Source organism: Actinomadura pelletieri DSM 43383 (assembly GCF_003634705.1).
GTDB lineage: Bacteria > Actinomycetota > Actinomycetes > Streptosporangiales > Streptosporangiaceae > Spirillospora > Spirillospora pelletieri.
In genome coordinates, this window is record NZ_RBWU01000001.1 from 914,545 (window position 1) to 940,836 (window position 26,292).

The window sequence follows — 26,292 nt, forward strand, 5'->3', positions numbered from 1 at the left end:
TCCTCCTTCGCTTCGCTCGTCAGTGGGTGTGGGGCTGGTCGTCGTGGCCGCCGGTCTGGACGGGCACCCGCGCGTCCCCGGCGTGCACGGTGAACTCGGCCGTGCGGACCTTGCCGCCGTGCTTGAAGTCCAGGTAGAGGCGGTAGGCGCCGGTGCTGGGCGCCTCGGCGAAGAACGTGATGCCGGGGCCCGCCGGGGTCTTCCCGTCGCCCGGTTCACCGTCCGGGTGGACGTGCAGGTAGGCGAGGTCGCCCTGGCGCAGCGCCACCAGGTGGCCGTACGCCTCCAGGTACGGTTCGAGGTTCGTGACCGGCTTGCCGCCCTTGCTCACCGAGAGGGTGAGTCCGGTGGACTTGCCGGGCGTGAGGCCGCCGGACAGCGTGACCTCGTACCCGTCGACCTTCGCGACCCGCTCGGGCTTCGGCAGCGGGGTCGTCCGCAGGTCGCCCTCGGCGAACACGTCGGTCCCCAGGGTGAGCTGCCGCTTCGCGCCGTCCGGCTGGACGTCGGTGAAGAATCGGTACACGCCCGCCTTCGGCAGCGTGATCGGCACCGTCCAGACGCCGCCGCCCGCCTCCGTCGGGTGCAGGTGCTGGAAGCCCGCCAGGTCACGGCGCGCGATGATCAGGTGGAGTCGCTTGCCGTGCAGGGGCTTGAACCCGGTGACGGGCTTGCCGTCGGGCCCGTTGATGGTGAACCGGAAGTCCGTCTGCTTGCCCGGCGTCAGCGTCGTGCTGCGCGGGACGAGCGTGTAGCCGTCCTCGGAGACCTGAAGGCCGCCCGGCGCGTGTGCGGCCGAAGCGGTACCGCCCTCGCCGTGACCCCCGCCGCCGTGGCCGCCCCCGTCATGGGACGCCGTCTCGGCGGACGCGCCGACGGGACCGACGACCTTGCCGACACCTGCCGCGCCGCCGAAGACGACCGCCAGTCCCACGGCGTAGGCTCCGAGCTTGGTCGCGCTGTTCATTCCGATCCACTCCACTCACGTGTGTTCGGGGAGCGCGCCCCGCGTGGCCGCGGGATGCGCTCCGGTCATGCCTTGAGTTCGTAACCGGCTTCTTCGACGGCGTCCTTGACCTGGGCGACGTCGAGGGGGGCGTCGCTCGTCACGGTGACCCGACCGGTCTGGAGGTCGACGTCGACGCCGGTCACGCCCGCGATCTGCCCGACCTCCTCCGTGACGGAGCCGACGCAGTGGCCGCAGGTCATTCCGGTGACGGTGTAGGTGGCGGTGCTCATCTCGCTGCTCCTTCGGTTCTGTACCCCCAGGGGGTATCTCGTTGCCCTCATGCTGCCATAACGGAACGTCTCGGACAACCCGTACCCCCTAGGGGTTATTTCGAGATCCGGGTCACATGCCCCGACATCCGTCGTGCGCCTCCTGTGGCGATTACCGAGGGGTCGTTATCCGGAAGTTATCCACACCCTGTGTGACCGGCCGTCCCCCTCAGGACCCGCCGCTTTGCCCGAATACGCTGAGGTATCGCCGCTGGAAACGCCGCGTCCCACGCCCCGCGCGGAGTTATGCACAACCTTATCCACAGGCTTCCACACCCCTGTGGACATCGCCGAGGACGCTCCGACCCGATTGTTCCGCACGGACTCGGCCCGATGTGCGGTCTGGCGGACGCGCGTTCGCCGACCGTCGCCGCATACCGGAGCGGGTACCTTGCAAACGGACGCGATGCAGGGGTGACCTGCGTTCTCGGAAGGATCGAGGGGCCATGCCCGAGTTGCCCGAGGTGGAGGCGTTGGCGGAGTTTCTGCGGGAGCGTGTCGTCGGGCACGTCATCGCCCGTGTCGACGTCCTCGCCATCTCCGCGCTGAAGACGTACGACCCGCCGGTGACCGCCCTGGGCGGACTGACCGTCACCGGCGCCGCGCGGCACGGCAAGTTCCTCGACCTGGACGTCGACGGGCTGCACCTGGTGATCCATCTGGCTCGCGCCGGGTGGCTGCGATGGCGGGACGAGATCCCGTCCAGGCCCGTCCGGCCCGGGGGGAAGAACCCCCTCGCGATGCGCGTCCACCTGGACGACGGATCCGGCTTCGACCTGACGGAGGCCGGAACCAAGAAGGGCCTCGCCGTGTACGTCGTGCGCGATCCCGCCGACGTCCCCGGTGTGGCGTCCCTGGGGCCCGACCCGCTGGACGACACGTTCACCCCCGAGGCGCTGGGCGCGATCGTCGAGGGAAAACGCACCCAGATCAAGGGGCTGCTGCGCGACCAGAAGGTGATCGCCGGGATCGGCAACGCCTACTCCGACGAGGTCCTGCACGTGGCGAAGATGTCCCCGTTCAAGATCGCCGCATCGCTGACCGCCGAGGACGTCGAGGCGCTGCACACCGCCATCGTCACCACCCTGCGGGGCGCGGTGGAGCGATCCCGCGGCCTGGAGGCTCAGGACCTCAAGGGCGAGAAGAAGACCGGCCTGCGCGTCCACGGCCGACCCGGCCAGAAATGCCCGGTCTGCGGCGACACCGTCCGCGAGGTGTCGTTCGCCGACTCGTCCCTCCAGTACTGCCCCACCTGCCAGACCGGCGGCAAACCCCTAGCCGACCGCCGCCTGTCACGTTTGCTGAAGTAGCCAACCAGAACGCGCCTCAGTGCGCCGTCCGACCACTCACACCACAACCACCCCGCCAGCAGATCCATCGCTCTCCTTGTCGGCGGGCGGAAGACCATGATCGCAAGCAAGGGCCCCGCCCGGTGGGCCGGGCGGGGCCGAGGGTGAAGCGAGCCGGAACGGGGATGGCTCGTTTCAGCGGACCTTCGGGACGTTGCCGAAGAGCGGGCCGATCTTCGACCAGCGGTCCAGTTGGCAACCGTCGTCACGGAAGAACTCGGTGTCGATCTCCTTGCCCTGCCAGGTGCCCTTGACCGTGGCGATCTCCGGACCGCCGTAGATCAAGGTGCATGGTTGGTCCTTGGGAACGGGTGCGAAAGGATCCTTGACCTTGGTGAGCGCCGCGCAGGCGTTGGCGGCCTCGGGATGGCTGCCGCCCGGCGGCTCGCAGGTCAGGGTCCAGGTTTTCGCGGGTGCCTCCTTGGAGGCCTTGACATTGACGGTCAGCGTGTTCGCCGGTGGTCCGGAGGGCTTCACGGACGTCGTGCCCGAAGGCGCGCCGGCGGGGTTTCCGTTTGCCTGTTCGTCGCCGCAGGCGGCCAGAGATAGGAGCATGGCCAACCCGGGTGCGGCGTACAGGAGCGTCCGATACCGCATACGTGATTCGACGCGGGGGTACTTCGCGCGGTTCCATGGGGGTGTGATGATTTTCGGGGACGACGTGCCGGCCGTGAGAGCCGCTGACGTTCCGCAGGACGGTTACCTGCTGGACATCCGGGAGCAGGACGAGTGGGACGCGGGCCACGCGCCCTCGGCGGTGCACATCCCGATGCGCCAGCTCGGCGACCGTGCCGCGGAGGTCCCGCGCGACCGGGAGGTCTTCGTGATCTGCCGGTCGGGGGCGCGGTCCGCGCAGGTGACGGTGGCACTGAACCAGGCGGGCTGGCTCGCCAGGAACGTCGACGGTGGAATGAAGGACTGGGCCGAGGTGGGGCGTCCGATGGAGAGGGACGGAGACGGTCCCCCCTACGTGGCCTGAGCAAGAACTGGTGGTTGTACGATCGGGCGCGATCGTTGTCCGCGGGAGCTCGGGCCGCATTGTGCAAGCCGGGCTGAGAGGGCGACCTTTCCAGGCGTCGCCGACCGCATGAACCTGTCCGGGTAATGCCGGCGTAGGGAGTGTGTCCGGTGACGTCCGAGGTCGAGCGGGCGGAAGCCCCTTTCACGCTTGATGAGCCGGCGCCCAGGGTGCTCGGTTTCTGGGATCAGAGCGCGTTCTGGGCCAATCTCGGGGTCAGCCTGCTGGCGTTCTCGGGGGCCTACACCGTCCTCGCGCCCGGTGCCGATGGTAGGCCGACGCTGTCGATCGTCGCGGGCATCGTCGCGATGGCCGTTGGAACGGTCCTGGGCGGGTTGATGCTCGGGCTCGCGGCCGTTCCGGGGGCGCGTACCGGGCAACCGGCGATGGTGCTGCTGCGCGGGCTGTTCGGCGCGCGGCTGTCGTACGCGCCGACCGTGCTGAACATCGCGCAACTCGTCGGCTGGGGCACGTTCGAGCTGATCGTCATCGCGGACGCGGCCCGGCAGCTGTGGGACGGCGTGCCGCGCTGGACGTACGTCGTCGCCGCCGGGGTCATCACGACGGTGCTGACGGTCTGGCCGTTGGGCTCGGTGCGGTTGCTGCGCCGTTATGTCACGGTCGCCGTGGCGATCGCGCTGGTGTACTTCTACGTCCAGCTTCTGCGAGAGCCGATGCCCGACCTGACGGAGGGGTCATGGGGCGGGTTCTGGCTCGGGGCGGACGCGGCGCTGGCGGTGTCGATCTCCTGGGTTCCGGTCGCCGCCGACTACACCCGGCATTCCCGGACGGAACGGGCGGCTTTCGGTGCGGCGGCCGTCGGTTACTCCGTCACGCAGATCGTCGCCTACGTGCTCGGTCTCCTGGCACTGGCGCTCGTCGCGGGCGACACGACGAAGGTGTTCGACCCGTTCCTGAACGTCACGTTCGGCGTGGTCTTCTTCGCGATCTTCGTGCTGCGGGAGGCGGACCAGTCGTTCGCCGACACCTACTCCACGGCCGTGTCGATCCAGAACCTCGTGCCGCGCGCCGACCGGCGGGTGCTGAGCGTGGCGCTCGGGGTGATCGTCACCGTGCTGGCGCTGGCGCTGGACATCGGCGACTACGCGAGCTTCCTGTTGCTGATCGGTTCGGTGTTCGTGCCCATGTTGGGCGTGCTGGCCGCCGACTTCTTCCTCGGTCGGCGCCGCGGCTGGGACGTGTCGCGGACGGCGCCGTCCCGCTGGAGCATGATCGTCGCCTGGGCGGTGGGCTTCGTCGTATACCAGCTCATCAACCCCGGAACGGTCAGCCGATGGGGCGGTTTCTGGGAGGACGTCCGGGATGTTCTGCACTTCGTTCCGCAGAGCTGGATGAGCGCGTCGCTGCTGTCGTTCCTCGTCGCGGGAGCCGCCGCGCTCCTTCTTGGCAGACTTACCAGTAAGTAAGGTTTCTCTATCGATGGCCCGGCGGGAGAAAGTTTCGGCGTAAGTTGCCCGGCGCCACGGCCAGGTCCGATGGCACGATGACAGACGTGCAGCACCACGTCCATGATCCGATAGCGCGGGCCGTCATCCACAGCGCCGCCGACGCCATCGTGGCCGTGGACCAGACCCACCAGGTCACCGTGTGGAATCCGGCCGCCGAGCGGATGTTCGGCTGGACGGCCGAGGAGATGGTCGGACGGGTGCCGCCGATCGTCCCGGACGAGCTCAAGGCCGAGCACAACGCCGTCCAGGAACGGCTTCTCACCCGGCGCGGCGACGACGGCGACGGAGAAAGCGGGCAGATCTCCTTCGCGACCCGAAGGTTCCATCGCGACGGCCGTCTCATCGACGTCCGGATCGACACGAGCCTGCTGAAGGACCCGTCCGGGACGCCGCTCGGCTGGGTCGGCGTGTACCACCCGGTCGACGAGAACGAGATCGTCCAGCATCACATGACGGAGCGGGCCCGGCTCGTCCGGCGGCTGAACGACATCGTCGCCGACCTGAACGCCGAACTGGACCTCGCCGTCGTCCTCGACCGGATCACCGAGGCGCTGATCGAGCTGACCGGCGCGGACGCGGGCGGTTTCGTCCGGATCGAGGGTGATCGGCTGCGGCTGGTGAGCATGTCCGGGCTGCCGGAGCGGATGCGCGGCACGTCCGCCGACCTGCGCTCCAGCCTCGTCGGGGAGCTGCTGCGGTCGGGGAAGACCGTGAAGCTGGCGACGGGCGAGCGGCGCCTCGGCGATCTGATCTGGTCGGAACTTCCCGGGCTGCACACGATCGCGCTCGGCCTGTCGTACCTCCAGAACCGTCCGTACGGCGCGCTGTACGCCCTGTTCTCCGGCCGCAAGATCGGTCACACCGAACTCGAACTGCTGGAACTGCTCGCCGGACACGCCGGGGTCGCGGTCGGCAACGCCGTCGCCTACGCGGAGGTCGTCCGGCAGCGGGCGCACGAACGCGCCGTGATCGACTCCAGCGCGGACGGGATCGCCGTGCTCGACAACAACCTCGTCGTCCGGCAGTGGAACCCCGCCGCGCACTCCCTCACCGGCATCGCGCCGGAGCACGCCCTCGGGCGGCCGCTGCCGTTCGACATGCCCGCGCTCGGCGAGATGCTGACGTTCCGGCTGGAGTCGGGAAGGTGGTTGAACGTCCTGGCCGCCGAGATCGAGGAGACCGGCGAGCTGGTCGTCGACTTCCGCGACGTGTCGGAGGCCAAGGCGCTGGAGGAGGCCAAGGACCTGTTCCTCGCCACCACCAGCCACGAGCTCCGCACGCCGATCACGGTCGTGCAGGGGTTCGCGTCCACGCTGGTCAACCGGTGGGACGAGATGGCGGACGGCGACCGCCGCGCCGCCGTCGCCACGATCGCCGAACGCGCCCAGTCGCTCGGCCGGCTCGTCGAGCACCTGCTGCTCGGCTCCCGCGCGGGCGCGGACGAGCTGACCGTGACGATCGAGCCGTTCGACCTGACGCGGGTGCTGGAGGGCGTGGTGGCCGGGTTCCGGTCGCTGTCGCCGCTGCACCGGGTCGAGTTGGAGATCGAGCCGGGCCTGCCGCCCTGCCGTGGGGACGCGATGGCGACCGACATCATCCTCGGGCAGCTTCTGGAGAACGCGTTCAAGTACTCGCCGGACGGCGGGACGGTGTTCGTCCGGGCCGTCCGGGAGGGCACCGGGATCGTGGTGACGGTGACGGACGAGGGCATCGGGATCCCGGACGGCGACCATGAGCGGATCTTCGAGCGGTTCGTTCAGGGGGAGACCGGGGATCGTCGCAGGTTCGGCGGCATCGGGCTCGGGCTGTACATCGTGAAACGGCTCACCGAAGAGCAGGGCGGAACGATCTCCGCACATCCGGCCGAAATTGGCAAGAGTGACGGATCTCACATCGAATCGCCGCGACCGGACGAGACCCGACGGATCGGGTCGGCGGGGGGTCGTCCGAACGTCCTTCTGCGCGAGGCGGAGAAGCATGGACGCGCAGGTGGTGCGGACATCCGGCGCGGAACGTGCATGCGGCTCGTCCTTCGCGCGGCGCCCTGAGAGGGCCCGCGACGCCCCCGCCGCGACGACGCGCGGCGATTACTCACCGTAAGGAAAGACCATCCACTACGGTGCGGTGAGACCGCTATGACCAGGCCGTTCACCGAGTTCAAGGGGTGGCAAGGTGGGGTTCCGAGGGAGGTCACAGCGGCCTTCTGCCGGAAAGTACGGTGTCTACGGGGTGTGACGGACGAAACGCGCGCGTGAGGAGTAAATCCACCGTTGGCTGGATAGATCCATTGATGGTTGCCGTTGGTAACCGGATTCCGAACCAGAGGTGATCACCGTGACCGGATGGCCGGTGACTCGTTGTACAGGCGGCGAAGTGACCCGCTCTGGTTTCCGGTCCTGTCCAACAGGGCATTCCGGACATACGGGAACAGCGGTGACGGGACTCGCTCAAGGACAGCAAACACGGGGAGGTGAGGACGTCGAGCGTCGTACTGCTCCCACACGCGGCGTCCAGCGTCGCGGTCGCCCGTAAACGCCTCAGCTCCGAGCTGGTCGACTCGGGCGTCTACGAATCAATCGTGGACGACGCCAGCGTCATCGTCAGCGAACTCCTCAGCAACGCCCTCCGCCATGCGCGCCCACTGCCGTCCGGCCAGGTCAGAGTCTGCTGGCTGCGCCGCGGAGACATCCTCGAACTCGAAGTCAGCGACGGCGGCGCCATGACCGAACCCCGCCGCGGCCCCGGCACCCTCTCCTCCCTCGGCGGACGCGGACTCGGCATCGTCGAGGCCCTCGCCGACGGCTGGGGCGTCCGCCACGAAGACGGCGCGACCACGGTTTGGGCCGTCCTCCGCGCACCAAGATCAGCGACCGGAAACGGCGCCGCCGCGCCGGCCTGCGCGCCCACGGTCGTCCCTGACCTGGCCGACTTCCCCGACCTCCTCGACGAACCCGGCGACGAACGCCGCGAAGAGGCGAGAAACGGTTCCGCGCCAAGCCGCGCATATCCGGCCTAAACGGGACGCCGCCTGGAAGAACCGGCACAGACCTTGTAAAGTCCTCATCAAGCTCGGGCGATGTCGTGCCCCCGTCGACACCGCCCGAGCTGTATTTATTGTATTTTTCTTCTCCTTCGGGCCTGGCGGCCCTCCATCGGCGAAAAACACGTGCGATCGCTGGCATCGCTCCGACTCGCTGCGCGATCAGGTTCTCGCAGGCTCGAACCTGCCTTCGGACGCGATCGCAGACCCTGAGGTTGTTGTTGGGTTGCTGTGGTGGCCGGGGTTGGTGCGTCCGGTGGGTTGCTGTTGGCGGTCCGCATCGCTTATTTCGTCTATCGGCCGCTTTGCGGCCGATGGCGGGGTGGATCGACTCTTTGTGGCCTTGCCTGTCGTAGGACGTGAGCGTGGTGGCGAGTTGGCGCGTTTTGGTCAGCGACCTCGGCCCGCCTCCGCAACCCCGCGACAACCTGGGCCATTGCGATCGCGTCCGAAGGCAGGTTCGAGCGAAGCGAGAACCTGATCGCGCAGCGAGCCGTTAGGCGAGTCGGAGCGATGCCAGCGATCGCCCGCAGTTCACGACGATGGAGGCCCGCTAGGGCCGAAGGAGGAGTGCACTGCCAACAAACACAGTTCACGACGATGGAGGCCCGTCAGGGCCGACGGAGGAGTGAACTTCCAATCGATACAGCGGGCAGGACATGCAGCGGGGGCCGCCGCGGCCGGTGCCTAGTTCGCTGCCTGCTATTCGGATGACCTCTATGCCGGATGCCTCTAGTTGGGCGTTTGTTTCCATGTTGCGTTCGTAGGCCACGCAGAGGCGGGGGGCGACGGCGAGGGTGTTGTTGCCGTCGTCCCACTGTTCGCGTTCGGCGGTGACGGGGTCGAGGCCGGTGTCGATCAGTTTGAGGCGGTCCAGGCCCATGGCGTCGGCGGCCGCCTGGAGGAAGGGGCGGGGTTCGGCGATGCTGAGGTCGCCGTTGGTGAGGGTGACCTTGTAGGCGGTCAGGGAGTGCGCCACGGGCGGGTACATGACGACGGTGTCGACGTCGACCATGGTGCAGATCGTGTCCAGGTGCATGGTGGCGCGTTCCTGGGCGATCGGGACGGCGAGGACGGTGTGGGCGAGGCCCGCGCCGATCACCTGGCGGGCCAGGCGTTCGACGCCCGCGGGGGTCGTGCGTTCGCCGGTGCCGACGGCGAGGACGCCGGGGCCGAGGAGGAGGATGTCCCCGCCTTCGAGGTGTTCGAGGGACGGCGTGTACACGGGGAGGACGTCGGCGAACCGCGGATGGTGGGCGTAGATCAGGCCCGTGAGCGCGGACTCGCGGCGGCGGGCCTCCATCGCCAGGCTCGTCACCGCCACCCGGTCGCCGATCCAGGTGCTGTTGTCGCGGGTGAACAGCAGGCCGGGCAGGGGGTCGATGATGAAGTCCAGGCGGTCCATGAGGCGGTAGACGAGACCGTGGCCCGCCTTCAGTTCCTCGTGCGCCAGACCCGCGATGAGTGTGTGGGCGAGGTTCTCGGGGTCGAGGTCGCGCAGGTAGGCCTCGACGACGCGGCGGAGTTGGTCGCCGAGGCGGAGGTCGGCGGTGGCGTCGGCGATGGCCTGGTCGCGTGCCGACTCGTACTCCAGGGCGTCCTGGAGGAGTTCGGTGACGTAGAGGACCTCCACGTCGTGTGATCGCAGGGCCTCCGCGAAGGCGTCGTGCTCCTCCTGCGCCCGGCCCACCCACGGGATCGCGTCGAACAGCAACTTGTCGCTGTTGCGCGGGGTCAGCCGCTTCAGTTCGGCGCCGGGACGGTGCAGAAGGACGGTACGGAGCCGTCCCACCTCGCTGGTGACCCGATACTCCCTCATCCCTCGCAGTGTAGGCCGTGGATCTTCACGGAAATCTCTGTGCCACCATGCGAAAATGATCAAATCGGCTGCGCTGCCGTTTCATCTCGGATCGGCGACGTTGTTGAGGGTGTCGGCCGAGGGTGTCGCGACGGCGTTGGTCCTGACCGTCGAGGCGCGGACGGGGGACGCCGCAACCGCCGGTTACCTCCAGACCGCGATGACGCTCCCCTACGTGCTGAGCGGCCCCCTGATCGGAAACGCGCTGGACCGGGTGGGACGTCCGCGCGGAATCGCCGTGGCACTGGCCGCCGGGTATGTCGTCGCGACCGGGCTGTTGCTGGCCACGGCCGGACGGTCGCCGCTGGTCCTCGCGCTGCTCGTCGCCGCGGTGATCGGCTGTACCGAGCCGATCGTGGTGGCGTTGACCAGCCTGCTGCCGCGGTTCGTCCCCGAGAACAGGCTTGCGCGTGCCTATGGGCTGGAGGCGTCCAGCTACAACGTGGCCGCGATCGCGGGGCCCGGCTTCGCCGCGGGGCTCGCCGCCGTGGCGGGCGGTCAGTACGCCGGGACAGCCGTGGTGGCGGTGGGGGTCCTCGGGCTGCTGACGCTTCCGTTGTTGCCTTTTCCCGGGGTGGACGTGGACGGCGGTCGTGGGGCCGGGATGACGTCGATGATCACGGGTGGGCTGATGGTTCTCGTCGAGGGACGGGTGCTGCGGGCGTTGACCGCGGCGACGACGCTCGCGTGGACGGGCTTCGGCGGAGTCGCGGTGATGGCGGTGCTGCTCGCCGAGCACATCGGCGCTGCGCCGAGCGCGGGCGGGCGCCTTCTCGTCGCGCTGGCGGTCGGCTCACTGATCGGGTCGCTGGCGTCCAGTAGGTGGTTGAAGCCCCGGCATGCCGAACCCGTCATGCTCGTGGGGCTTGTCGCGTTCGGTGCCTCGCTCGCTTCCTTGGCGGTGGTTCCGTCGCTGACGTGGGCGACGGTCGCGTTCGTCGCGGCGGGTGTCTTTGAGGGGCCGGTGTTCGCCGCGACGCTGATGCTCCGGCAGCGCGAGGCCCCGCCCGACCGGCTCGGTCAGGTCAACACGACCGCGGGAAGCCTCAAGATCGGTGCTTCGGCGGTCGGGGCCGCGTTGACCGCCGCTTCCGCCGACGCGATCGGGGCGGTCGGGTTGGTGCTGGCGATCGCGGCGTTCCAGGTGGGCGGGGCGCTTGTCGGGCTGCTGCTCCTGCGTGTGCCCGCGGCTGACGTGCTGGAGGCGGGTGTTCGCGTGGAATCGGGAGAGTGAGGCGGGCTTCGGGGGCGAATCACTGGCGAGGGCGATCTTGATGTGGTGGGATTTCGACATCGTCCCCGGTTGACCCCCTCTTTTGGAGAATGCGTGCGATCTCCCCGCGCCCTGATCCCCCTTCTCTCGATCTGTGCCGCCGCCGCGGTCGTCACCGCGGCCGCCACCGGTGCCAGCATCGAGGGCCTGCCGGGCGGAGGTGGATCCGCGCTCGCCGACGGCGCGGTGACCAGCCCCAAGGCCGTCACGATCAAGGCGATGACGTGGAACGTGTGCGGGGACGCCGAGCCCGACTGCCCGCTCGGCGCCGCTCCCGACCGGCTCACCAAGGAGGTCGCCGAGCGGATGCGGACGACGGAGGTCGGCGGACGCGAGGTCACGCCGAACGCCGTCCTACTGCAGGAGGTCTGCGAAGGGCACGTGAGCGCGTTCAAGAAGGTCTCGTGGCTGTCCTCCTGGACGTGGGCGTTCGCCGCGCCGTCCAAGGGCCCCTCATGCTCGAACGGAGAGGGCCGCCGGGGAGTCGCGATCGCCACCGAGGCGCCGCTCGTCGAGCCGCGGTCCACCAACCTGCCCGGACGGGCGCAGATCGCGTTGTGCGGGGAGGTGCCGTCGTGGGCGACCCGGGTGTGCGTCACTCGGCTTGAGACGGGGAGCGCCGAGACGCGCCGTAAGCAGGCCGCCGCGCTCGCCGAACTCGCGGGCGGCGGCCGGGTGCTGTTCGGCGGCGACCTCGGCGACACACCGGACAGTTCGCCCCTCGACCCGCTGTACCGGTCGTACGCCGAGTGCGACCAGTCCGGGACGTCCCGGTCCGGGGCGGGCACCCGCCAGGACTGGACGGGCGCCGCGGTGGCGAAGACCGACTACCTGTTCATCAGCAGGTCGGCGGCGGTGTCGTGCAGCGTTCCCACGGAGCGCGTGAAGACGTCCGACCACCGGCCGCTGTCGGCCGTGGTTCGTTATCGCTAGTGGCTCTTCGACATCTTGGACACGACCGTCACGGCGAGGACCACCAGGACGGCGATGAATCCGACGAAGAAGAAGAGCTTCAGCATCGACAGGACCGCGCCGATGACGGTCATCGCGAGCCACACCGCGAGGATGACACCGAGGACGGTCAGAATCGTCTTACCCATGGGCACCACCGTATGCGCTCGTCCCGCGAAGGTCATCACTCTGCGGGACGACCCTTCCCGGCTCAGCCCCCGACGTTCGGCGGAGGGCCACCCTGAGACCACCCCGGGGTCGCACCCTGACCTGGGGCGGGAGGCGGCTGGTAGGGCGGGGGCGGCATCGGCGGGCCGGGGACGGGAGGCTGTGCGCCGGGCGCGGCGAAGGGCTGACCGGGCGGTGTGAAGGGTTGGCCGGGCGGGGTGAAGGGCTGTGGCCCGGGTGTTGAGGCGCCCGCGACCATCAGGACGCGCAGGCCGCCGACCGCCGCGGCGGCGAGGGGCGCCAGCAGGTCCCAGCCGTAGAAGCGTGGCTTCAGCGCCTCGACGATGAAGTCGGTCGGCACCGAGCCCCGGTAGAACATGTAGATGAGCAGGCCCGTCCGGGTGGCGACGTACAGGGCGAAGTACGCGCTGACCGCCGCGAAGATCGGCGCGACCGGCCCGCGCGGGCGGGTGAGCATGATTCCCGCCGCCGTGATGACGCCGACGATGAGGCACTGGATCGCGTAGTAGGCGGTCGAGTGCCGGAAACCCACCAGCAGGGTCGTCTCGTACAGGCCGACGACCGTCATGATCACGCCGATGACGGTGGCGACCGCGCCGCCGACGAATACGAGCGCGAGGACTCCGGCCAGGGGGGTGTTGGTACGGGAGCGAGCCATCGGGCCATTAAACCGGCGATCTTCGTTGCTCGCATGTCGTACTCATGTCTTACGAGGTGATGACGGGCGAGGTGAACCGGCCTCCCATCGCCGTAACGTGATGTCGTGAACTCGGTGACCCCTCCCGGCCGCGTTTTGGGTGGTCGACGACGACCCGACGGTCGCGGACGTCGTGGCCCGCTACCTGGCCCGCGACGGACACGAGGTGGCCTGTGTCGCGGACGGACCGGCGGCGCTGCGCGCGGCCGTGGACGATCCGCCGGACCTCGTCGTCCTCGACCTGATGCTGCCCGGAATGGACGGCCTGGAGGTGTGCCGACGGCTCCGCGAGACCTCCACCGTCCCGATCGTGATGCTGACGGCGCTCGGCACGGAGACCGACCGGCTCGTCGGACTGGAGACCGGCGCCGACGACTATGTGACGAAGCCGTTCAGTCCGCGTGAGTTGGCGTTGCGGGTCCGGTCGGTGCTGCGGCGGGCGAGGGGCGCGCTCAGCCCGACCGGGCCCGCGGGTCCGCTGCGCGACGGTGATCTCGTCGTTGACGTCAGCGCCCACGAGGTGGAGTCGCGCGGTGAGCTGCTGTCGCTCACGTCCCGGGAGTTCGACCTGCTGGCGTTCCTGATCCGTCACCCCCGGCAGGCGTTCACACGGGAGCAGTTGCTCGAACGGGTGTGGGGCTGGACGTTCGGTGACTCGTCCACCGTCACCGTCCACGTCCGGCGGCTCCGCGAGAAGATCGAGGACGATCCGACCGCGCCGCGCCGCATCGTCACCGTCTGGGGCGTCGGCTACCGGTACGAGCCCACCGGAGCGGGCGGCGGGGACGCCTCATGATCCCGCTTCCGGACCTTCTTCTCGTCGTGTTCTACGCGGCCCTCGCCGCGTCCGTCGTCGCCGCGGTCGCGCTCGGTGTCCTGTTCGCGCTGCGGAGCCGGTCGGTCGCCACGCAACTGGTCGTGGTGTGCGGGGCGACCGTGCTGGCGACGATCTCCGGGATTCTGGTGATCTCGTTCCTGATGCTGCTGAACGACCATGACCGTTCGGTGGTCCTCGCGGTGGTGGTGTCGGCGGGCCTGGTCGGGATGGCGGTGTCGGTCCTGCTCGGACGGCGTCTCGTGGCCGCGAACCGGACGCTGGTCGAGGCGGTCCGGGCTGATCGTTTCCGGGCGCCGTCCGTGCCGCTGCCCGCCGAGTTGGCGGAGCTGTCCGACGAGTTGGCGGCGGCCTATGACCGGCTCGCCGCGTCCCACGCACGCGAGCAGGCCCTGGAGGCGAGCCGCCGGGAGTTGGTCGCCTGGGTGAGCCACGACCTGCGCACGCCGCTGGCGGGGCTGCGGGCGATGGCGGAGGCGTTGGAGGACGAGGTCGTCGCCGACCACGGCACCGTCCAGCGGTACCACGGCCGTATCCGGGTGGAGGTGGAGCGGCTCACCGAGATGGTGGACGACCTGTTCGAACTGTCCCGCATCCACGCCGGGGCGCTGCGGCTGTCGCGGCGGCGCGTCGGTCTCGCGGACCTGGTCGCCGACGCCGTCGCGGGCACGGAGGCGCTGGCTCGCGCGAAGGGCGTCCGGCTGCACGGCGACGTCCGGGCGGGCCTGCCCGTCGACGTCGACAGCGGCGAACTCGGCCGCGCGCTCCGCAACCTGGTCGTCAACGCGATCAGGCACACGCCGAGCGACGGCGCCGTCGAGATCATCGGTGAGGTTCGGGGCGGCGAGGCGCGGGTGACGGTGGCGGACGCCTGCGGCGGCATCCCCGAGGACGACCTGCCGCGCGTGTTCGACGTCGCGTTCCGCGGCGAGGCGGCCCGGACGCCGGGCGGTGGCGCGGGCCTCGGTCTCGCCATCGCGCGCGGGATCGTCGAGGCGCACGCGGGCGAGATCGGTGTCGCCAACGACGGGCCCGGCTGCCGGTTCGAGGTCCGCCTGCCGCTGACCGTCTGAGCCGTCCGTCCGAGCCGTCCGTCTGAGCCGTCCGTCCGAACCGTCCGTCCGAGCCGTCGGTCCGAGCCGTCGGTCCGAGCCGTCGGTCCGAGCCGTCGGTCCGAGCCGTCGGTCCGAACCGTCCGTCCGAACCGGCCGTCTGAACCGGGCCGCGGGATCGTCAGGGGTCGAGGGTCTCGGCCATGGCGCGGAACGTGGGGCAGGGCCACCGGGACATGCAGGCGCGGCACCGCCGGATGGGGTTGCCGGGGTCGCTGGAGATGCCCCCGGCCTCCTGCGGACGGTGCAGGTCGAGCAGCCGGACGCCGAGGTCGGCGAACGTGAGGACCTCCTCGCGGGCACCGGAGAGGAACGCGAGGTCTTCACGGGACAGTTGCGTCTTGATCGGGACGAAGCCGTTCCGGTTCACCAGACGGCCCAGATACCGGGTGGACGTCCGCCACGAACTGGACTTCGCCGAACGCGCGCGAATCAGCTCCAGACGTTCGCGCAGCCGGGTCTCTCTCGGGTCAGCCTCCATGTGCGGCACACCACCTCCGCTGTTGCACGTGCTCAGCCTCTCCTAATCTCGGGCTCCGCGAGAGGGGAACCGCTGAGATCGTCCCGGGCGCGTGCCGGCATGGGCTCAACGGTGAAACCGGTACATTACCGAGCGTAGTTCTCAAAGCGTACGGGACTGCCCGCGCCACGACACGCCCGCGCCACCGGGGACTTGGCGAACCGTCTGGCCCATGGGCCGATCCCGAGATAGTGTTCCGGACGTGGAGCTAAACGTTTCGACCGCGTCTCAGGAGGGTCACGCCGTCGTCACGGCGACCGGTGAGCTCGACCTCTACACCGCGCCCAGGCTGCAGGCGGCCCTCGCGGGGCTGCTGCGCGAGAAGATCGACCGCATCACGGTCGATCTCAGCGGCGTCGAGTTCTGCGACTCGACCGGCATGAACGTGCTGCTCGCCGCCATGAAGCGACTCAAGGAGCAGGGCGGCTCGCTCGACCTCGCCGCCCCGCGTCCGGCCGTGCGGCGCATCCTGCAGGTCACCGGGCTCGACACCGTCTTCACCGTGAACGACGCCGTGCCCGCCCTGGACGCGGGCTGACCCTCCGCCGAAACCACCGACCCTTCCGCCGACCAGTGCCCCCCGGGGTGAACACCGGGGGACGTCGCCCATGCGCGCGGGTGACGGGATCGATCGATCCATGCCGCACCGGCCCGCCGCACCACCGCCGCGGACTACGATCGCCGATATGCAGGACGTAGCGGTGATCATCCCGGCCAAGGACGAAGCCGACCGCATCGCGGCCACGGTCAAGGCCGCCTCCGACCTTCCCGGCGCCGACCTCGTCGTCGTCGTCGACGACGGCTCGTCCGACGGCACCGGACGTGTCGCCCGCGAGGCCGGGGCCCGGGTCGTCCGGCACAGCCGCAACCGCGGCAAGGGCGCCGCGATGGAGACCGGCGCCGAGGCCGTCCGGCTTCTCGACGACGGCCGCGAACAACCCCGCCACCTGCTGTTCCTCGACGCGGACCTCGCCGAGACCGCCCGGGACGCGGCACCGCTCACCGAACCCGTCCGGGCCGGCGACGCCGACATGACGATCGCCGTGTTCACCACCACCGTGAAACTCGGCGGGCACGGGTTCGTCGTCCGGCTGTCCCGCGACGGCATCCGCCGCGCCACCGGCTGGGAGGCCACCGCGCCGCTCAACGGGCAGCGCTGCCTGACCCGCGCCGCGTTCGACGCCGCGCTTCCCCTCGCCGCCGGGTTCGGCGTCGAGACCGCGCTCACCATCGACCTGCTCCGCCAGGGCTTCCGCGTGACGGAGGTCGAGGTGCCGCTCGCGCACCGCGCCACCGGCACCGACTGGCGCTCCCAAGTGCATCGTGCCCGGCAGTTCCGGGACGTCGCGCGAGCGCTCGCCGTCCGCGACCCCGCGGCGGCCCGGCTGACCGGGCGGGCGACCCGCCGTATCGACGGCCCGCGCGGCAGCGGCCGGTGACCCGACTCGGAAGGGTCGGGCTGTGCTGTATCGGGCTCAGCCTGGCGTGTTTCTTCGTCACCGCGCTTCTCGGCCCGTCGGTGTTCCAGCCCGTGCTGGAGGGACGTTCCGGCGAGCCGCCTTTCTCGCTGCACGTCGACCCGTCGCCCTACCTGGTGATCGGGCTCGTCGTCGCGGGCGTCGCGGCGGGCTCGGCCGGGCTCGCGCTGTGCTTCGTCGCCGTCCGGAAAGGCTGGCGTATCGCGGCGCGGCCCCTGGTGATCGCTGGGCTGCTGGCGGCGGTCGCGTTCATGGCGATGCCACCGGTCGGGTCCACCGACCATCTCAACTACGCCTCCTACGGGCGGATGGCGGCGACCGGCCACAACCCGTACGCCACCCGCGCCGTCGACCTCCCGCAGGACCCGGTCGCCGGGGCGCCCGAGGAGTGGCGCACCACACCGTCGGTGTACGGGCCGATCGCGACGGGCGAGCAGGCGTTCGCCGCGTGGATCGGCAGCGGATCCGTGCGGCTGACCGTGTTCGTCCTGTCCGTCGTCAACACGCTCGCGTTCGCGGTCACGGCGCTGATCCTCTACCGGACGTCCAAGAACGAGGAACGGCGACTCCGCACCGCGCTGCTGTGGACGTGCAACCCGCTGGTGCTGTTCCACCTGGTCGCGGGCGCGCACAACGACGTCATCGCGGTCGCCCCGATGGTCGCGGCGCTCGCCGTGTTCGGCGGACGCGTCCACCCCGGCTGGGCACGGGCGCTCGCCGCGGGCGCCCTCGCCGGAGCCGGTGCGGCGATCAAGGTGCCGGCCGCGCTCGTCGGCGGCGGGCCCGCGTGGACGCTGCTCCGCGAGGCGTGGACCGAGCGTCGATGGCGGTCGGTCGGCGGGCTCGCCGCGCTGTTCGGCGGTGCCGGAGCCGTCACGGTGATCGCCTACGCGCTCGCCGGGCCGCACGCCCTCGACCGGGTGCGGGAGGCGAGCGACATGGTCTCGTTCGCCACGCCCTGGCATCTCCTCGACGAACTCCTCGGCCGCGGCTCGCAGCGCACCGTCATCAAGACCGGCGCCCTGTTGCTCGGGCTGGTGCTGTTCGCGCTGCTGGTCCGCGTCCTGCCCGCGCACGGCGGGAACGGAACCGTCCGACCGGACGAGCCGGCGTCCCGGGACGAGGAGAACCGGCGGGTCGCGGCCGCGTTCATCCTCGCCTGGCTCCTCGCCGCCCCCTACGCGCTGCCGTGGTACGACGGGTTCGGCTGGGCGGTGCTGGCCCTGCTGCCCTGGACGCGGGTCGACTGGATCCTGCTCGCCCACACCACGGCCCTGAGCCTCGCCTACCTCCCGGCCCGCGCGCCCGCCCGCATCAGACTGCCGGACGACCTGTCATGGCTGTTCACCGTTGTTCGGCCGACCGTGGTTCCCTGGACCCTTCTCCTGATTCTCGTGGCGCTGGTGGTTCAGAGTCTTCGTTCCACAGGTCGATCTCGAGCGCCCGGACACCCGCGGCGAGCATCAGCGGAGTCGCCAGGCTGAACGACACCGACAGGATCACCGTGCCGGAGTCGTTCACCAGAGTGCCGATGACACCGACCGTCAGCGCGCACAGCAGCGCCGGACGCATCGTCACGCTGTGCTCGTAGGCCCGCTGCAACAGCGACACCCGCCACCGCGTCGGCCGCGCCAGCACGAAGAACAGGAACGCGATCGCGGCGGCGAGCGGCAGGGTCAGATGCCAGTACCCGACGCTGTTCAGCATGGCGTCGAACTTGCGGGCGATGACGCCCCACGCGTCGCCGTCCACGACGTCCAGCCAGAACCGGCCGAGATGCGTCGGGTTGTCGCTTCTGGAGTTCAGGTACGAGATGAACATCACCAGGACCGCCCCGGCCACGCAGAACAGCCCGAGCCGCAGCGGCGACACCCGCTGCCCCGTGACCATCAGGGCGAGCACCGCGAACGCGGGGACCATCGCCAGCACGCCACCGAAGTCGCTGCCCCACGCCGGAAGACCGTCCACCGCGACCGCGAACGCGCCGATCGCCACGACGATGCCGAGCGCGAGCCTTCTGCGTCCCGCGCGCAGCGGATACTCCGTCAGCCACGCCGCCGTCAGGATCGCCGCGACGGCGAACAGCGAGAACGCCTGGTTGCCGAAGCCGTAGAACCGTCCCGCGACGAGGGCCGTGTACCCCATCAGCGTGTTCATCTGGAGGGTCGACCCGGTCATCACGTCCACCGCGAGGACCACCGCCGTCACCAGGGTGATCACCAGGCCGGGCGCGAACGCCGAACGCCGCCACGGCCCGGCCAGCGCCAGGCCCGTCAGCAGCCCGGCGAACCCCAGCACCGTGCAGATCAGGATGGGCGTCGCGTTGCCCGCCCGCCACCACGGCAGCAGCCCGGCGAGGAAGGACGCGCCGGGCGCCGCGCCGCCGAGCAACGCGATCACCCGGGTGCCGCCGAGGATCCGCGCCCGGGAACTGCGGTCGTCGCCGAGCCGCCGCAACGCCAGCGCCGCGATCCCGTACAGGACGAGCTGTGCCGCGAACAGCACCCAGTAGAAGGACGTCTGGACGCTGCGGATCGCCTGCGCGGCGACGTTCTCGTCCTCCAGCGCCTCGACCCGCTCCTGCGTCGACGCCTCCGACGGCTGCGGCCGCCACACCGACCCGACGGCCGCCTCCGGCTGCTTAAGCCCCAGCAGGTTCAGCGTCGTCGCGGTGAGGTCGGTGAGCGTGACGAGACCGTCCTGGCGGGTGGCGCTGGACGTCATGTACCCGGGCCCGTACCGGCGGGCGCCGTCGGCGGTCTTGCTCATCGCGAGCGCGACCCTCAGATGCGGGTCGGGGCCGACGTCCGACAGCCCGGCGAGCAGGACCGTCGTCCCGTTCGGCACGGCGGCCATGACCTGCGCGACCCGGCGGTCCGCGGCGGCAGCGGCGGCGGCCCGCTTGCGCGGCGACAGCAGGATCTGCTCGCCCTTCGCGTCAACGCCCACGGTGATGTAGGCGCGGAACAGGTCGTCCACGTCCACGGCGGTGAGGGCGCAGCGCGTCCAGTCGGCGGTGGTCGCCCGGTCGGGGGTCGCGACGTAGCGGTCGACGCGCCCGCCGCCGTCTCCGACACCGAACACCGCGCCGGGCCCGACCGCCATCGTGCAACCGCCCGCCGCCTTCACCGCGTCGCCGAGCAGGCCGATGCGGGCGTGGTAGTTGGTGTCGGCGTTGTCGCTCTTCATCGCGGGCCAGCCGGGCGCGATCGCGCCCTCCTGCGGCGGCGGACCGGTGGGGGAGCGCTCGCCCGGCAGGATCGGCGCGGCGGGCAGCGCGCAGTTCGCGTGCTGGAGCCGGGACCGCTGCCCGGAGGACAGCGTCAGCCAGCCGTCCGTCGGGCAGGTGTTGGTCCGTGTCGTCCGGACGCTGAGGGCCGCGGCGGAGCCGTCCTTCGTCAGCTTCCACAGCGCGGGTGTCGTCGTCCGGTCGATGTCGCTCCACATCAACCCGGGAACCCCGACGACCACGACCCGCCCGGTGGTCGGGGCCGACGTCTCGGCCCGGGCCTGGCCCGACGGCGCGATCAGCAGCGTTATGAGCGAAGTGCCCAAGATGGCGAGAAACGCACCGATCCTGGCCCCCCGCGAAGTCATGGCGCTCAGGGTACAAGAGGGCGATGACCGCGAAGGGGCCTTATCCTGCGGGCTGTGGACGATCCCAGGCAGCGGGCGGGCGGGCGACGGTGGACGGCGGCCGATCTGCTGATCGTCCTCGCGGGCGTCACCGTCGCCGTGGGCGCGCTCTCCCCGATCGTCACCCGCTGGCTCGGCAACGAACCCGACCAGCGGCTCGTCGACCTTGAGGTCTACCGGGACGGCGGCGCCGCCATCCTGCGCGGGGCGCCGCTGTACGAGGTCCTCACCCAGCCGCCGCAACTGCTGCCGTTCACGTATCCGCCGTTCGCCGCCGTCCTCGCCGTCCCGTTCACCGTCATTCCGTGGCGGGCCGCGCAACTGGTCTGGACGGGCCTCATCTGCGTCGCGCTCGTGATCTGCGTCCTGTACGCCTTCCGCGACCTCCTCCACCGCGCCGGACGCTGGGCGCCGCTCGCCGCCGGGATCCTCGTCGCCGGAATGGCGTGGCTCGACCCCGTCCGTGACCAGTTCCGCTTCGGCCAGGTCGGGCTGTTCCTCCTCGCCCTGTGCCTGGCCGACTGCTGCACCCGCACCGCCCGGTGGCCGCGCGGCGCCCTCGTCGGCCTCGCCATCGCGATCAAACTGGTGCCGGGCGTCTTCCTGATCTACTTCCTGATCACCGGACGCCGGGACGCCTTCGCCAACGCGATGTTCACCGCCGGTGCCGCGACCCTCGGGGCGTTCGCGCTACTGCCGGCCGACTCGTCCGACTACTGGTTCGGCGCGCTGTTGCAGGGCGGCGACCGGACGGGCGCGGTCGACGGCACCACCAACCAGGCCGTCCAGGGGATCGTGGCCCGCATCCTGGACGAGGGACCCGCCCGAACGCTCGTGTGGCTCGTCCTCGCCGCGATCGTCGCGTACTACGGCTTCACCTGGGCGCGACGCGCGTCCGAGGCCGCCGAACGCCAGACCGGACCCGCCTCCTCCAGCCTCCTCCTGGCGTCCGTCGCGATCGTGGGACTCCTGTCGGTCATGCTCTCCCCGGTGGGCTGGATCCACCACCTGGTCTGGATGATCGCCGTGTTCGGCGCCCTGTTGGGCGACGGCCGCGACGTCCGACGCTGCCTGGCCGCCTTCGGCCTGTGGCTCCTGTTCCTCTTCCCGATCCCCTGGTGGGGACGATCGCTGATCGGCCCGGACCACTCCGCCGTCTCCGTCTTCGCCGGCCACGTCGTCCGCGATCTGTTCGGTATCGCCGCGCTCGCGGCGATCGTCCTGCTGGGAACGTGGCTGGTCAAACGTCTCGAATCACGGATCGCCGCCGAAGATCCTTCGCAACGCGAGGTCCGGATGGGTACGCTCACCCCGTGATGCTTGTCGCGGTGGCCGTCGCGGGCCTGGTCGCCGGGGTTGCGGGGCTGTCCATCGCCGTGGTCGCGCACAACCGGGTGAACCAGGTCGTCGACGAGTGCGGGGAAATGCTCAGGCGCCAACTCCAGGTCGCCAGTGGCTCGGCGGACGAGCGCGCCATGCGCGACCTCGCCATCGTCCACTACGACGCCCTCAAGGAGATGTCCGGGCACCGGTCCTTCTCCCTCGCCCTGATCAACGCGGTCGGGGACGGAATCGTCATCAGCTCCATCAACGGACGCACCGAGACCCGGACCTACGCCAAGGCCATCCGGGCCGGACACTCCGTCGAGGTGCTCTCTCCCGAGGAGAACCAGGCCCTGCGCGCCGCCCGCCTCGGCAAGGGTCCCGTCGTCTCCATGGACGACCCCCTTCCCGACTTCGGCAACGGCCACCGCACCTCCGCTCGCAGCTGACGGCCCTCCCGGGACAGTAGACTCGAGGTCACACCAGTGACCCATGCCCCGGGAGACCCCGTGACCGCAGACGACAGGCCGCATCGCTATGCCTACCTGGGTCCGCGGGGCACGTTCACCGAGGCGGCGCTACTGACCCTGCCGGGCGCCGCGGAGGGCGACCACCTCCCGCTCGCGACCGTCCCGGCCGTCCTCGAGGCGCTCCGCAGCGGCGAGGCCGACACCGCCGTAGTCGCCTTGGAGAACTCCGTCGAGGGTTCCGTCCCGACCACCCTGGACGAACTCGCCACCGGCGAACCCCTCCACATCGTCGGCGAGATCCACCTGCCCGTCTCGTTCGCGCTGCTCGTCCGTCCCGGCACCACGCTCGCCGACATCAAGACCGTCGCGTCCCACCCGATCGCGCAGCCCCAGTGCCGCCACTGGCTCCTCGGCAACGTCCCCGACGCCGAATGGCGCGCCGCGACGTCCAACGCCGAGGCCGCCCAACACGTCGCCGACGGCCACTACGACGCCGCCCTCGCGGGCTCGTTCGCCGCGTCCCGCTACGGCCTGACCGTCCTCGCCGACGACATCCACGACGTCGCCGACGCCGTCACCCGCTTCGTCGTCCTGCACCGCCCCTGCCCGCCGCCCACCCCCACCGGCATGGACCGGACGACGATCGTCGCCTTCATCGGCGAAGACCACCCGGGCGCCCTGCTGGAGATCCTCACCGAGTTCTCCGTCCGCGGCATCAACCTGACCCTCATCCAGTCCCGCCCCACCGGCGCCGGACTGGGCTCCTACCTCTTCTGGATGGACTTCGAGGGCCACGTCGCCGACGCCCGCGTCGCCGAGGCCCTGATGGCCCTGCGCCGCATCTGCTCCGACGTCCGCTTCGTCGGCTCCTACCCCCGCGCCGACCGCGTCCGCCCCGAAATCCGCCGCGGCACCCACGACAACGACTTCACCGAAGCCGCCGCCTGGCTCCAATCAATCCGCACCGGCCACCAGTAGCCGACATCCCCATTTCGCCGACAGGTCAGCCGCACCCGGGCTAATCTGCTGCACAGTGTCACTGACTGATCGCACGCGGTCACAGATGATCGGCGGGAGGACGGATGGACTCGATGTTCGGTCAGAAGCTGGCCGAGTTGATGGCCGAGCGCGGCGTGTCCCAGCGTGGGCTGGCCAAGCAGGTCCACTACGACGCCGGATACATGTGCAGGATCGTCAACGGGCTCCAGCGACCGTCGGCGGAGCTGGCCCAGGTCCTCGATGACGCCCTCGACGCCGGTGGCGAACTGGTCGCCCTCCTCCCGGGGCGTGGCAAAGGTCGAACCGCGCCTCCGGCGGGTATGGACTCCAGGAGGTCCACCCCCCACCAGGAGGACGAAGTGAGACGCCGTGCCGCACTCCAGGTGATCGCCGCGCTCGGTGCGGGCGTGACCATTCCGCCGGGTGTCCTGGAAACCGCATTGTCGGGAATCGAGGACGCGCTGGGCGATCCGCTCGACGTCGCCGAATGGGAACGTCTGGTGGCCGACTACGACCACCGGATCCACGCATCGCCCGCGGGCGCTCTGATCGGCGACTTGACCGCCGACGTCGTCGCCTTAGGCGAACTGTTCAAGCGCCGCGTTCCACCGTTGCAGCAGGCGGGGCTGCTACGAGCCTACGCCGCGCTCTCCGGAATACTGGCCATCGATTTCGGCGACGCGAATCACCAGCGGTCCGCGCGCACCATATGGAATACCGCCATCAAAGCGGCGGACGCGTCCGGCGACCAAAGAATGCGGACATGGACGCGTGGCCGCGCAGCCGAGGACGCCTTCTTCGCCGGAGGCGCACCCGCCGTGGTGACGACTCTCGCCGACGAGGCCGAGCGCATCGCGGCTGGAGAATCTTCACCCGGCCTCGCAAAGGCCCAGACCGCCCGCACGTGTCTGGCGATCCAGCGGGGCGAACAAGCACGCGCCCATGCGCGACTGGCCGACCTGAATCGCACATGTGAACAGATCTCCGGCTCCAACGTCACCCAGTCGGTTTTCGAGGAGCGTGAAACCCAGCGACTCTGGAGCGAGACGTACGCATACGTTCATCTCGGAGATAGGCGCGCTGAAGCGTCCCTGTCCCAGGCCCGCGCGCTGTATCCCGCCAACGCGGTCGCTGCGCGTTCCAACCTCGACCTGATGGAATCGGTCTCCCTGGTCAAGAGTCGAGAAGTACGCGACGGCCTCCAACTGGCGCTGAACACGCTCCAGACGCAACGCCGAGGAAACAGCGGCGCCCGCCTACTCGCCGGCTCCGTGGTCAACCTCCTCCCCACCCCGGCCCGCGCCCTCCCAGAAGCCCGAGAAATCCGCACCCTCACCAAAACCACCTGACCACCCAAGCGACCAGCGGACGGGCGTAGGACGCGGGGGTTTGCGCAGCTTACGCGGTAGATGGTCGAGCCGTTGTTGGATGCTGTGGGGGTCGGGGGGCCACGCGATTTCTTGACGTGGGGACGGGGCCGAGTTCGTGTCGGCGGAGGTGGCACGGCGAGCGCCGAGGTATCGGCTCTGGACGCCGATCGCGAGATCAGCCGAGGTCGCGCGCCGGAAAGTTCCCAGTTTGGACGTGCCTGTCGCCGAGGACGTCGAGGCGGTCGGCTGTGGCGGCGGCGTGGAGCGCGGAGGCGTCCCAGACCTGGAGGCCGTTGCTCATCGAGACGGCTCGTCTCGTCATTCGGCGTCGCGGTGGGACGGCCGGGGCGGGAGTTCGGCTACGGTGATCTGCCCCTTGAGCAGCTCCACCGCTCTGGACGCGGTGATGAGTGATCGCTCCCATGCGGCGAGGACGGCACGGCGCCATGCGGGCCCCGTGTCGCCGATTTCCAGGTCGGGCTTGGGTTCCTCGCCGAGGACGGCGAGGAACTCACCCTTGACCGGAGTGTCCGTCCGCAGGGCTGTGAGCTGGTCAGGGGAGAACAGTTTCATTCGCTCCGCTTCACCGACGACCACCGACCACGAGACCCGATACATGCCGGCGAGCCGGATCAGTTCTTCGCGTGGGTTTTCCGACCTGGCGATGCGTTTCAGGACGGGTGAAGGCAACAACAGCTCGGCCGCGAAGGCGTTGATGACCGCCTCGCGCTCCTGGAGGCTGGCGGCGACGCCGATGTCAGTGTGGTAGGCGTCGTGGAGGAGATGGTGACCGAGTTCGTGAGCCGCGGTGAACCTGCGTCGGCCCGGTGCTCGACGGCCGCCGAGAACGGCCACGCCATAGCCGTCGAGCAGCAGCGAAGCCCCTTCGGTGTCCGTGTCGAGGACGAGCACGTAAAGGCCGAACCGTTCGGACAGTTCGGCCATGCCACCGATGGGATCGTCGCCCAATCGCGCCTGTTTGCGGATGTCGGCGGCCAGCCGTCTGGCTTCCTTCCTGTTCTTGGCCCTCAGAGCCGAAGCAGGTGCCGCCTTGGCGAGCAGTTCGTGGTCGATCAGCCGGCCTGTGTCACGTGCGTGACTCTCCAGAGCGGCATCGATCTGGAACCGGGTCCTTGAGGCCGAGTCGGCGTCTTCCGTCAGTGCCTGCCGCTGGGAGACCACCGCCGGAGGCGACTGTGTGACGAAGTGGGCGGCGGGCACACCGAGGACGTCCGACAGTTTGAAGAGCTCGATGGCCGAGATCTGCCGTCGGCCCGACTCGATCCGCACGACCGCGGTTCGCTCCAGGTCGAGTCGGCGGGCGAGTTCGGTCTGCGACAGGTCGTGTGCGAGCCGTGCTTCACGCACACGGCCACCGACCTCGGCCCAGTTCTCGACGCTGCCCATAGTGCGATTTTCGCACAGGC

25 protein-coding genes, 1 pseudogene and 1 riboswitch are annotated in these 26,292 nt (G+C 70.2%); of the genes and pseudogenes, 16 read left to right on the forward strand and 10 right to left on the reverse strand.

The features are described 5' to 3' along the window. Window positions 1-19: 19 nt before the first annotated feature. Together BZB76_RS04175 and BZB76_RS04180 are read right to left on the reverse strand one after the other, a co-directional pair. Window positions 20-967 (reverse strand): hypothetical protein, encoded by a 948-nt coding sequence (locus BZB76_RS04175; protein ID WP_121433437.1) that lies wholly within the window; start codon window positions 965-967, stop codon window positions 20-22. Window positions 968-1,032: 65 nt separating this feature from the next. Continuing rightward, window positions 1,033-1,239: a heavy-metal-associated domain-containing protein gene (locus BZB76_RS04180; protein ID WP_121432925.1), complete on the reverse strand. Its 207-nt coding sequence runs from the start codon at window positions 1,237-1,239 to the stop codon at window positions 1,033-1,035. 485 nt (window positions 1,240-1,724) lie between these two features. Between BZB76_RS04180 and BZB76_RS04185 the strand changes: the two genes are divergently transcribed. Further along, window positions 1,725-2,588 (forward strand): Fpg/Nei family DNA glycosylase, encoded by an 864-nt coding sequence (locus BZB76_RS04185; RefSeq protein WP_121432926.1) that lies wholly within the window; start codon window positions 1,725-1,727, stop codon window positions 2,586-2,588. A 174-nt stretch (window positions 2,589-2,762) separates the two neighbouring features. Here the strand turns inward: BZB76_RS04185 and BZB76_RS04190 are convergent, their stop codons facing one another. Then, entirely contained in the window at window positions 2,763-3,182 is a 420-nt protein-coding gene (locus BZB76_RS04190) for an SSI family serine proteinase inhibitor (protein ID WP_246006741.1), read from the reverse strand. Between the two features lie 91 nt (window positions 3,183-3,273). Between BZB76_RS04190 and BZB76_RS04195 the strand changes: the two genes are divergently transcribed. From BZB76_RS04195 to BZB76_RS04210, 4 genes are all read left to right on the forward strand, one after another. Continuing rightward, on the forward strand, window positions 3,274-3,606 hold the full coding sequence (locus BZB76_RS04195) for a rhodanese-like domain-containing protein (RefSeq protein ID WP_420534763.1): 333 nt from the start codon (window positions 3,274-3,276) through the stop codon (window positions 3,604-3,606). Window positions 3,607-3,637: 31 nt separating this feature from the next. Then, a riboswitch (TPP riboswitch) is annotated at window positions 3,638-3,763 on the forward strand. After that, window positions 3,756-5,072: a purine-cytosine permease family protein gene (locus tag BZB76_RS04200; RefSeq protein ID WP_121432929.1), complete on the forward strand. Its 1,317-nt coding sequence runs from the start codon at window positions 3,756-3,758 to the stop codon at window positions 5,070-5,072. Its footprint overlaps the riboswitch before it by 8 nt. Window positions 5,073-5,149: 77 nt before the next feature. Continuing rightward, window positions 5,150-7,162, forward strand: coding sequence for a sensor histidine kinase (locus tag BZB76_RS04205; protein ID WP_246006742.1), 2,013 nt, complete (start codon window positions 5,150-5,152; stop codon window positions 7,160-7,162). A gap of 422 nt (window positions 7,163-7,584) precedes the next feature. Beyond that, the gene (locus tag BZB76_RS04210; RefSeq protein WP_246006743.1) at window positions 7,585-8,130 is read left to right on the forward strand and encodes an ATP-binding protein; all 546 of its coding nucleotides are present in this window, start codon (window positions 7,585-7,587) and stop codon (window positions 8,128-8,130) included. 616 nt (window positions 8,131-8,746) lie between these two features. On the opposite strand, the gene BZB76_RS04215 is transcribed toward BZB76_RS04210, so the two are convergent. Then, on the reverse strand, window positions 8,747-9,973 hold the full coding sequence (locus BZB76_RS04215) for an arginine deiminase (RefSeq protein WP_121432930.1): 1,227 nt from the start codon (window positions 9,971-9,973) through the stop codon (window positions 8,747-8,749). 55 nt (window positions 9,974-10,028) lie between these two features. Here BZB76_RS04215 and BZB76_RS04220 point away from each other — a divergent pair, with 55 nt between their 5' ends. After that, on the forward strand, window positions 10,029-11,246 hold the full coding sequence (locus BZB76_RS04220; RefSeq protein ID WP_121432931.1) for an MFS transporter: 1,218 nt from the start codon (window positions 10,029-10,031) through the stop codon (window positions 11,244-11,246). 93 nt (window positions 11,247-11,339) lie between these two features. Beyond that, window positions 11,340-12,218 carry an endonuclease/exonuclease/phosphatase family protein gene (locus BZB76_RS04225; protein ID WP_121432932.1) on the forward strand — a complete coding sequence of 293 codons (879 nt, stop codon included), beginning with the start codon at window positions 11,340-11,342 and terminating at the stop codon, window positions 12,216-12,218. Here BZB76_RS04225 and BZB76_RS34585 read toward each other — a convergent pair. Together BZB76_RS34585 and BZB76_RS04230 are read right to left on the reverse strand one after the other, a co-directional pair. Next, window positions 12,215-12,385 carry a hypothetical protein gene (locus BZB76_RS34585; protein ID WP_170180500.1) on the reverse strand — a complete coding sequence of 57 codons (171 nt, stop codon included), beginning with the start codon at window positions 12,383-12,385 and terminating at the stop codon, window positions 12,215-12,217. The two genes, BZB76_RS04225 and BZB76_RS34585, sit on opposite strands and share 4 nt — an antisense overlap. 62 nt (window positions 12,386-12,447) lie before the next feature. Beyond that, window positions 12,448-13,083, reverse strand: coding sequence for a hypothetical protein (locus BZB76_RS04230; protein WP_121432933.1), 636 nt, complete (start codon window positions 13,081-13,083; stop codon window positions 12,448-12,450). A 139-nt stretch (window positions 13,084-13,222) separates the two neighbouring features. Between BZB76_RS04230 and BZB76_RS04235 the strand changes: the two genes are divergently transcribed. Then, a complete protein-coding gene (locus tag BZB76_RS04235) occupies window positions 13,223-13,918 on the forward strand; it encodes a response regulator transcription factor (RefSeq protein WP_121432934.1) in 696 nt (231 codons plus the stop codon). Next, window positions 13,915-15,030 (forward strand): sensor histidine kinase, encoded by a 1,116-nt coding sequence (locus BZB76_RS04240; protein ID WP_121432935.1) that lies wholly within the window; start codon window positions 13,915-13,917, stop codon window positions 15,028-15,030. The genes BZB76_RS04235 and BZB76_RS04240 overlap by 4 nt, the downstream gene beginning before the upstream one ends. Window positions 15,031-15,190: 160 nt before the next feature. Here BZB76_RS04240 and BZB76_RS04245 read toward each other — a convergent pair whose 3' ends face one another. Continuing rightward, complete coding sequence (locus BZB76_RS04245; RefSeq protein WP_121432936.1) at window positions 15,191-15,550, reverse strand: hypothetical protein; 360 nt, start codon at window positions 15,548-15,550, stop codon at window positions 15,191-15,193. 241 nt (window positions 15,551-15,791) lie between these two features. Between BZB76_RS04245 and BZB76_RS04250 the strand changes: the two genes are divergently transcribed. From BZB76_RS04250 to mptB, 3 genes and pseudogenes are all read left to right on the forward strand, one after another. After that, window positions 15,792-16,127, forward strand: a complete 336-nt coding sequence (locus BZB76_RS04250; RefSeq protein WP_211342816.1) for an STAS domain-containing protein — start codon at window positions 15,792-15,794, stop codon at window positions 16,125-16,127. Between the two features lie 148 nt (window positions 16,128-16,275). After that, a complete protein-coding gene (locus tag BZB76_RS04255; RefSeq protein ID WP_121432938.1) occupies window positions 16,276-17,028 on the forward strand; it encodes a glycosyltransferase family 2 protein in 753 nt (250 codons plus the stop codon). A 155-nt stretch (window positions 17,029-17,183) separates the two neighbouring features. After that, window positions 17,184-17,852: pseudogene (gene mptB, locus BZB76_RS36820) on the forward strand (polyprenol phosphomannose-dependent alpha 1,6 mannosyltransferase MptB); the annotation flags it as partial. Between the two features lie 559 nt (window positions 17,853-18,411). Here the strand turns inward: mptB and BZB76_RS35680 are convergent. After that, window positions 18,412-20,664 (reverse strand): hypothetical protein, encoded by a 2,253-nt coding sequence (locus tag BZB76_RS35680; RefSeq protein WP_246006744.1) that lies wholly within the window; start codon window positions 20,662-20,664, stop codon window positions 18,412-18,414. A 54-nt stretch (window positions 20,665-20,718) separates the two neighbouring features. On the opposite strand from BZB76_RS35680, the gene BZB76_RS04285 reads away from it, so the two are divergent. The 4 genes from BZB76_RS04285 (at window position 20,719) to BZB76_RS04300 (ending at window position 24,844) form a co-directional block, all read left to right on the forward strand. Then, on the forward strand, window positions 20,719-22,020 hold the full coding sequence (locus BZB76_RS04285; RefSeq protein ID WP_170180501.1) for a glycosyltransferase 87 family protein: 1,302 nt from the start codon (window positions 20,719-20,721) through the stop codon (window positions 22,018-22,020). Then, window positions 22,020-22,475, forward strand: coding sequence for a DUF4446 family protein (locus BZB76_RS04290; RefSeq protein WP_121432944.1), 456 nt, complete (start codon window positions 22,020-22,022; stop codon window positions 22,473-22,475). Before BZB76_RS04285 ends, BZB76_RS04290 begins: the two co-directional genes overlap by 1 nt. Before the next feature lie 60 nt (window positions 22,476-22,535). Beyond that, the gene (gene pheA, locus BZB76_RS04295) at window positions 22,536-23,474 is read left to right on the forward strand and encodes a prephenate dehydratase (RefSeq protein WP_121432945.1); all 939 of its coding nucleotides are present in this window, start codon (window positions 22,536-22,538) and stop codon (window positions 23,472-23,474) included. 104 nt (window positions 23,475-23,578) lie between these two features. After that, the gene (locus BZB76_RS04300) at window positions 23,579-24,844 is read left to right on the forward strand and encodes a helix-turn-helix transcriptional regulator (RefSeq protein WP_121432946.1); all 1,266 of its coding nucleotides are present in this window, start codon (window positions 23,579-23,581) and stop codon (window positions 24,842-24,844) included. A gap of 196 nt (window positions 24,845-25,040) precedes the next feature. Here BZB76_RS04300 and BZB76_RS35145 read toward each other — a convergent pair whose 3' ends face one another. Next, entirely contained in the window at window positions 25,041-25,187 is a 147-nt protein-coding gene (locus BZB76_RS35145; protein ID WP_211342817.1) for a hypothetical protein, read from the reverse strand. Continuing rightward, window positions 25,184-26,272 (reverse strand): helix-turn-helix domain-containing protein, encoded by a 1,089-nt coding sequence (locus BZB76_RS04305; protein WP_121432947.1) that lies wholly within the window; start codon window positions 26,270-26,272, stop codon window positions 25,184-25,186. The genes BZB76_RS35145 and BZB76_RS04305 overlap by 4 nt, the downstream gene beginning before the upstream one ends. Between the last annotated feature and the right edge of the window lie 20 nt (window positions 26,273-26,292).

Coding starts and splice junctions, on each gene's coding strand:
- BZB76_RS04175 (WP_121433437.1), bottom strand. CDS start 967: ATGAACAGCGCGACCAAGCTCGGAGCCTACGCCGTGGGACTGGCGGTC.
- BZB76_RS04180 (WP_121432925.1), bottom strand. CDS start 1,239: ATGAGCACCGCCACCTACACCGTCACCGGAATGACCTGCGGCCACTGC.
- BZB76_RS04185 (WP_121432926.1), top strand. CDS start 1,725: ATGCCCGAGTTGCCCGAGGTGGAGGCGTTGGCGGAGTTTCTGCGGGAG.
- BZB76_RS04190 (WP_246006741.1), bottom strand. CDS start 3,182: ATGCTCCTATCTCTGGCCGCCTGCGGCGACGAACAGGCAAACGGAAAC.
- BZB76_RS04205 (WP_246006742.1), top strand. CDS start 5,150: ATGACAGACGTGCAGCACCACGTCCATGATCCGATAGCGCGGGCCGTC.
- BZB76_RS04215 (WP_121432930.1), bottom strand. CDS start 9,973: ATGAGGGAGTATCGGGTCACCAGCGAGGTGGGACGGCTCCGTACCGTC.
- BZB76_RS04220 (WP_121432931.1), top strand. CDS start 10,029: ATGATCAAATCGGCTGCGCTGCCGTTTCATCTCGGATCGGCGACGTTG.
- BZB76_RS34585 (WP_170180500.1), bottom strand. CDS start 12,385: ATGGGTAAGACGATTCTGACCGTCCTCGGTGTCATCCTCGCGGTGTGG.
- BZB76_RS04230 (WP_121432933.1), bottom strand. CDS start 13,083: ATGGCTCGCTCCCGTACCAACACCCCCCTGGCCGGAGTCCTCGCGCTC.
- BZB76_RS04240 (WP_121432935.1), top strand. CDS start 13,915: ATGATCCCGCTTCCGGACCTTCTTCTCGTCGTGTTCTACGCGGCCCTC.
- BZB76_RS04245 (WP_121432936.1), bottom strand. CDS start 15,550: ATGGAGGCTGACCCGAGAGAGACCCGGCTGCGCGAACGTCTGGAGCTG.
- BZB76_RS04255 (WP_121432938.1), top strand. CDS start 16,276: ATGCAGGACGTAGCGGTGATCATCCCGGCCAAGGACGAAGCCGACCGC.
- BZB76_RS35680 (WP_246006744.1), bottom strand. CDS start 20,664: ATGACTTCGCGGGGGGCCAGGATCGGTGCGTTTCTCGCCATCTTGGGC.
- BZB76_RS04290 (WP_121432944.1), top strand. CDS start 22,020: ATGCTTGTCGCGGTGGCCGTCGCGGGCCTGGTCGCCGGGGTTGCGGGG.
- BZB76_RS04300 (WP_121432946.1), top strand. CDS start 23,579: ATGGACTCGATGTTCGGTCAGAAGCTGGCCGAGTTGATGGCCGAGCGC.
- BZB76_RS35145 (WP_211342817.1), bottom strand. CDS start 25,187: ATGACGAGACGAGCCGTCTCGATGAGCAACGGCCTCCAGGTCTGGGAC.
- BZB76_RS04305 (WP_121432947.1), bottom strand. CDS start 26,272: ATGGGCAGCGTCGAGAACTGGGCCGAGGTCGGTGGCCGTGTGCGTGAA.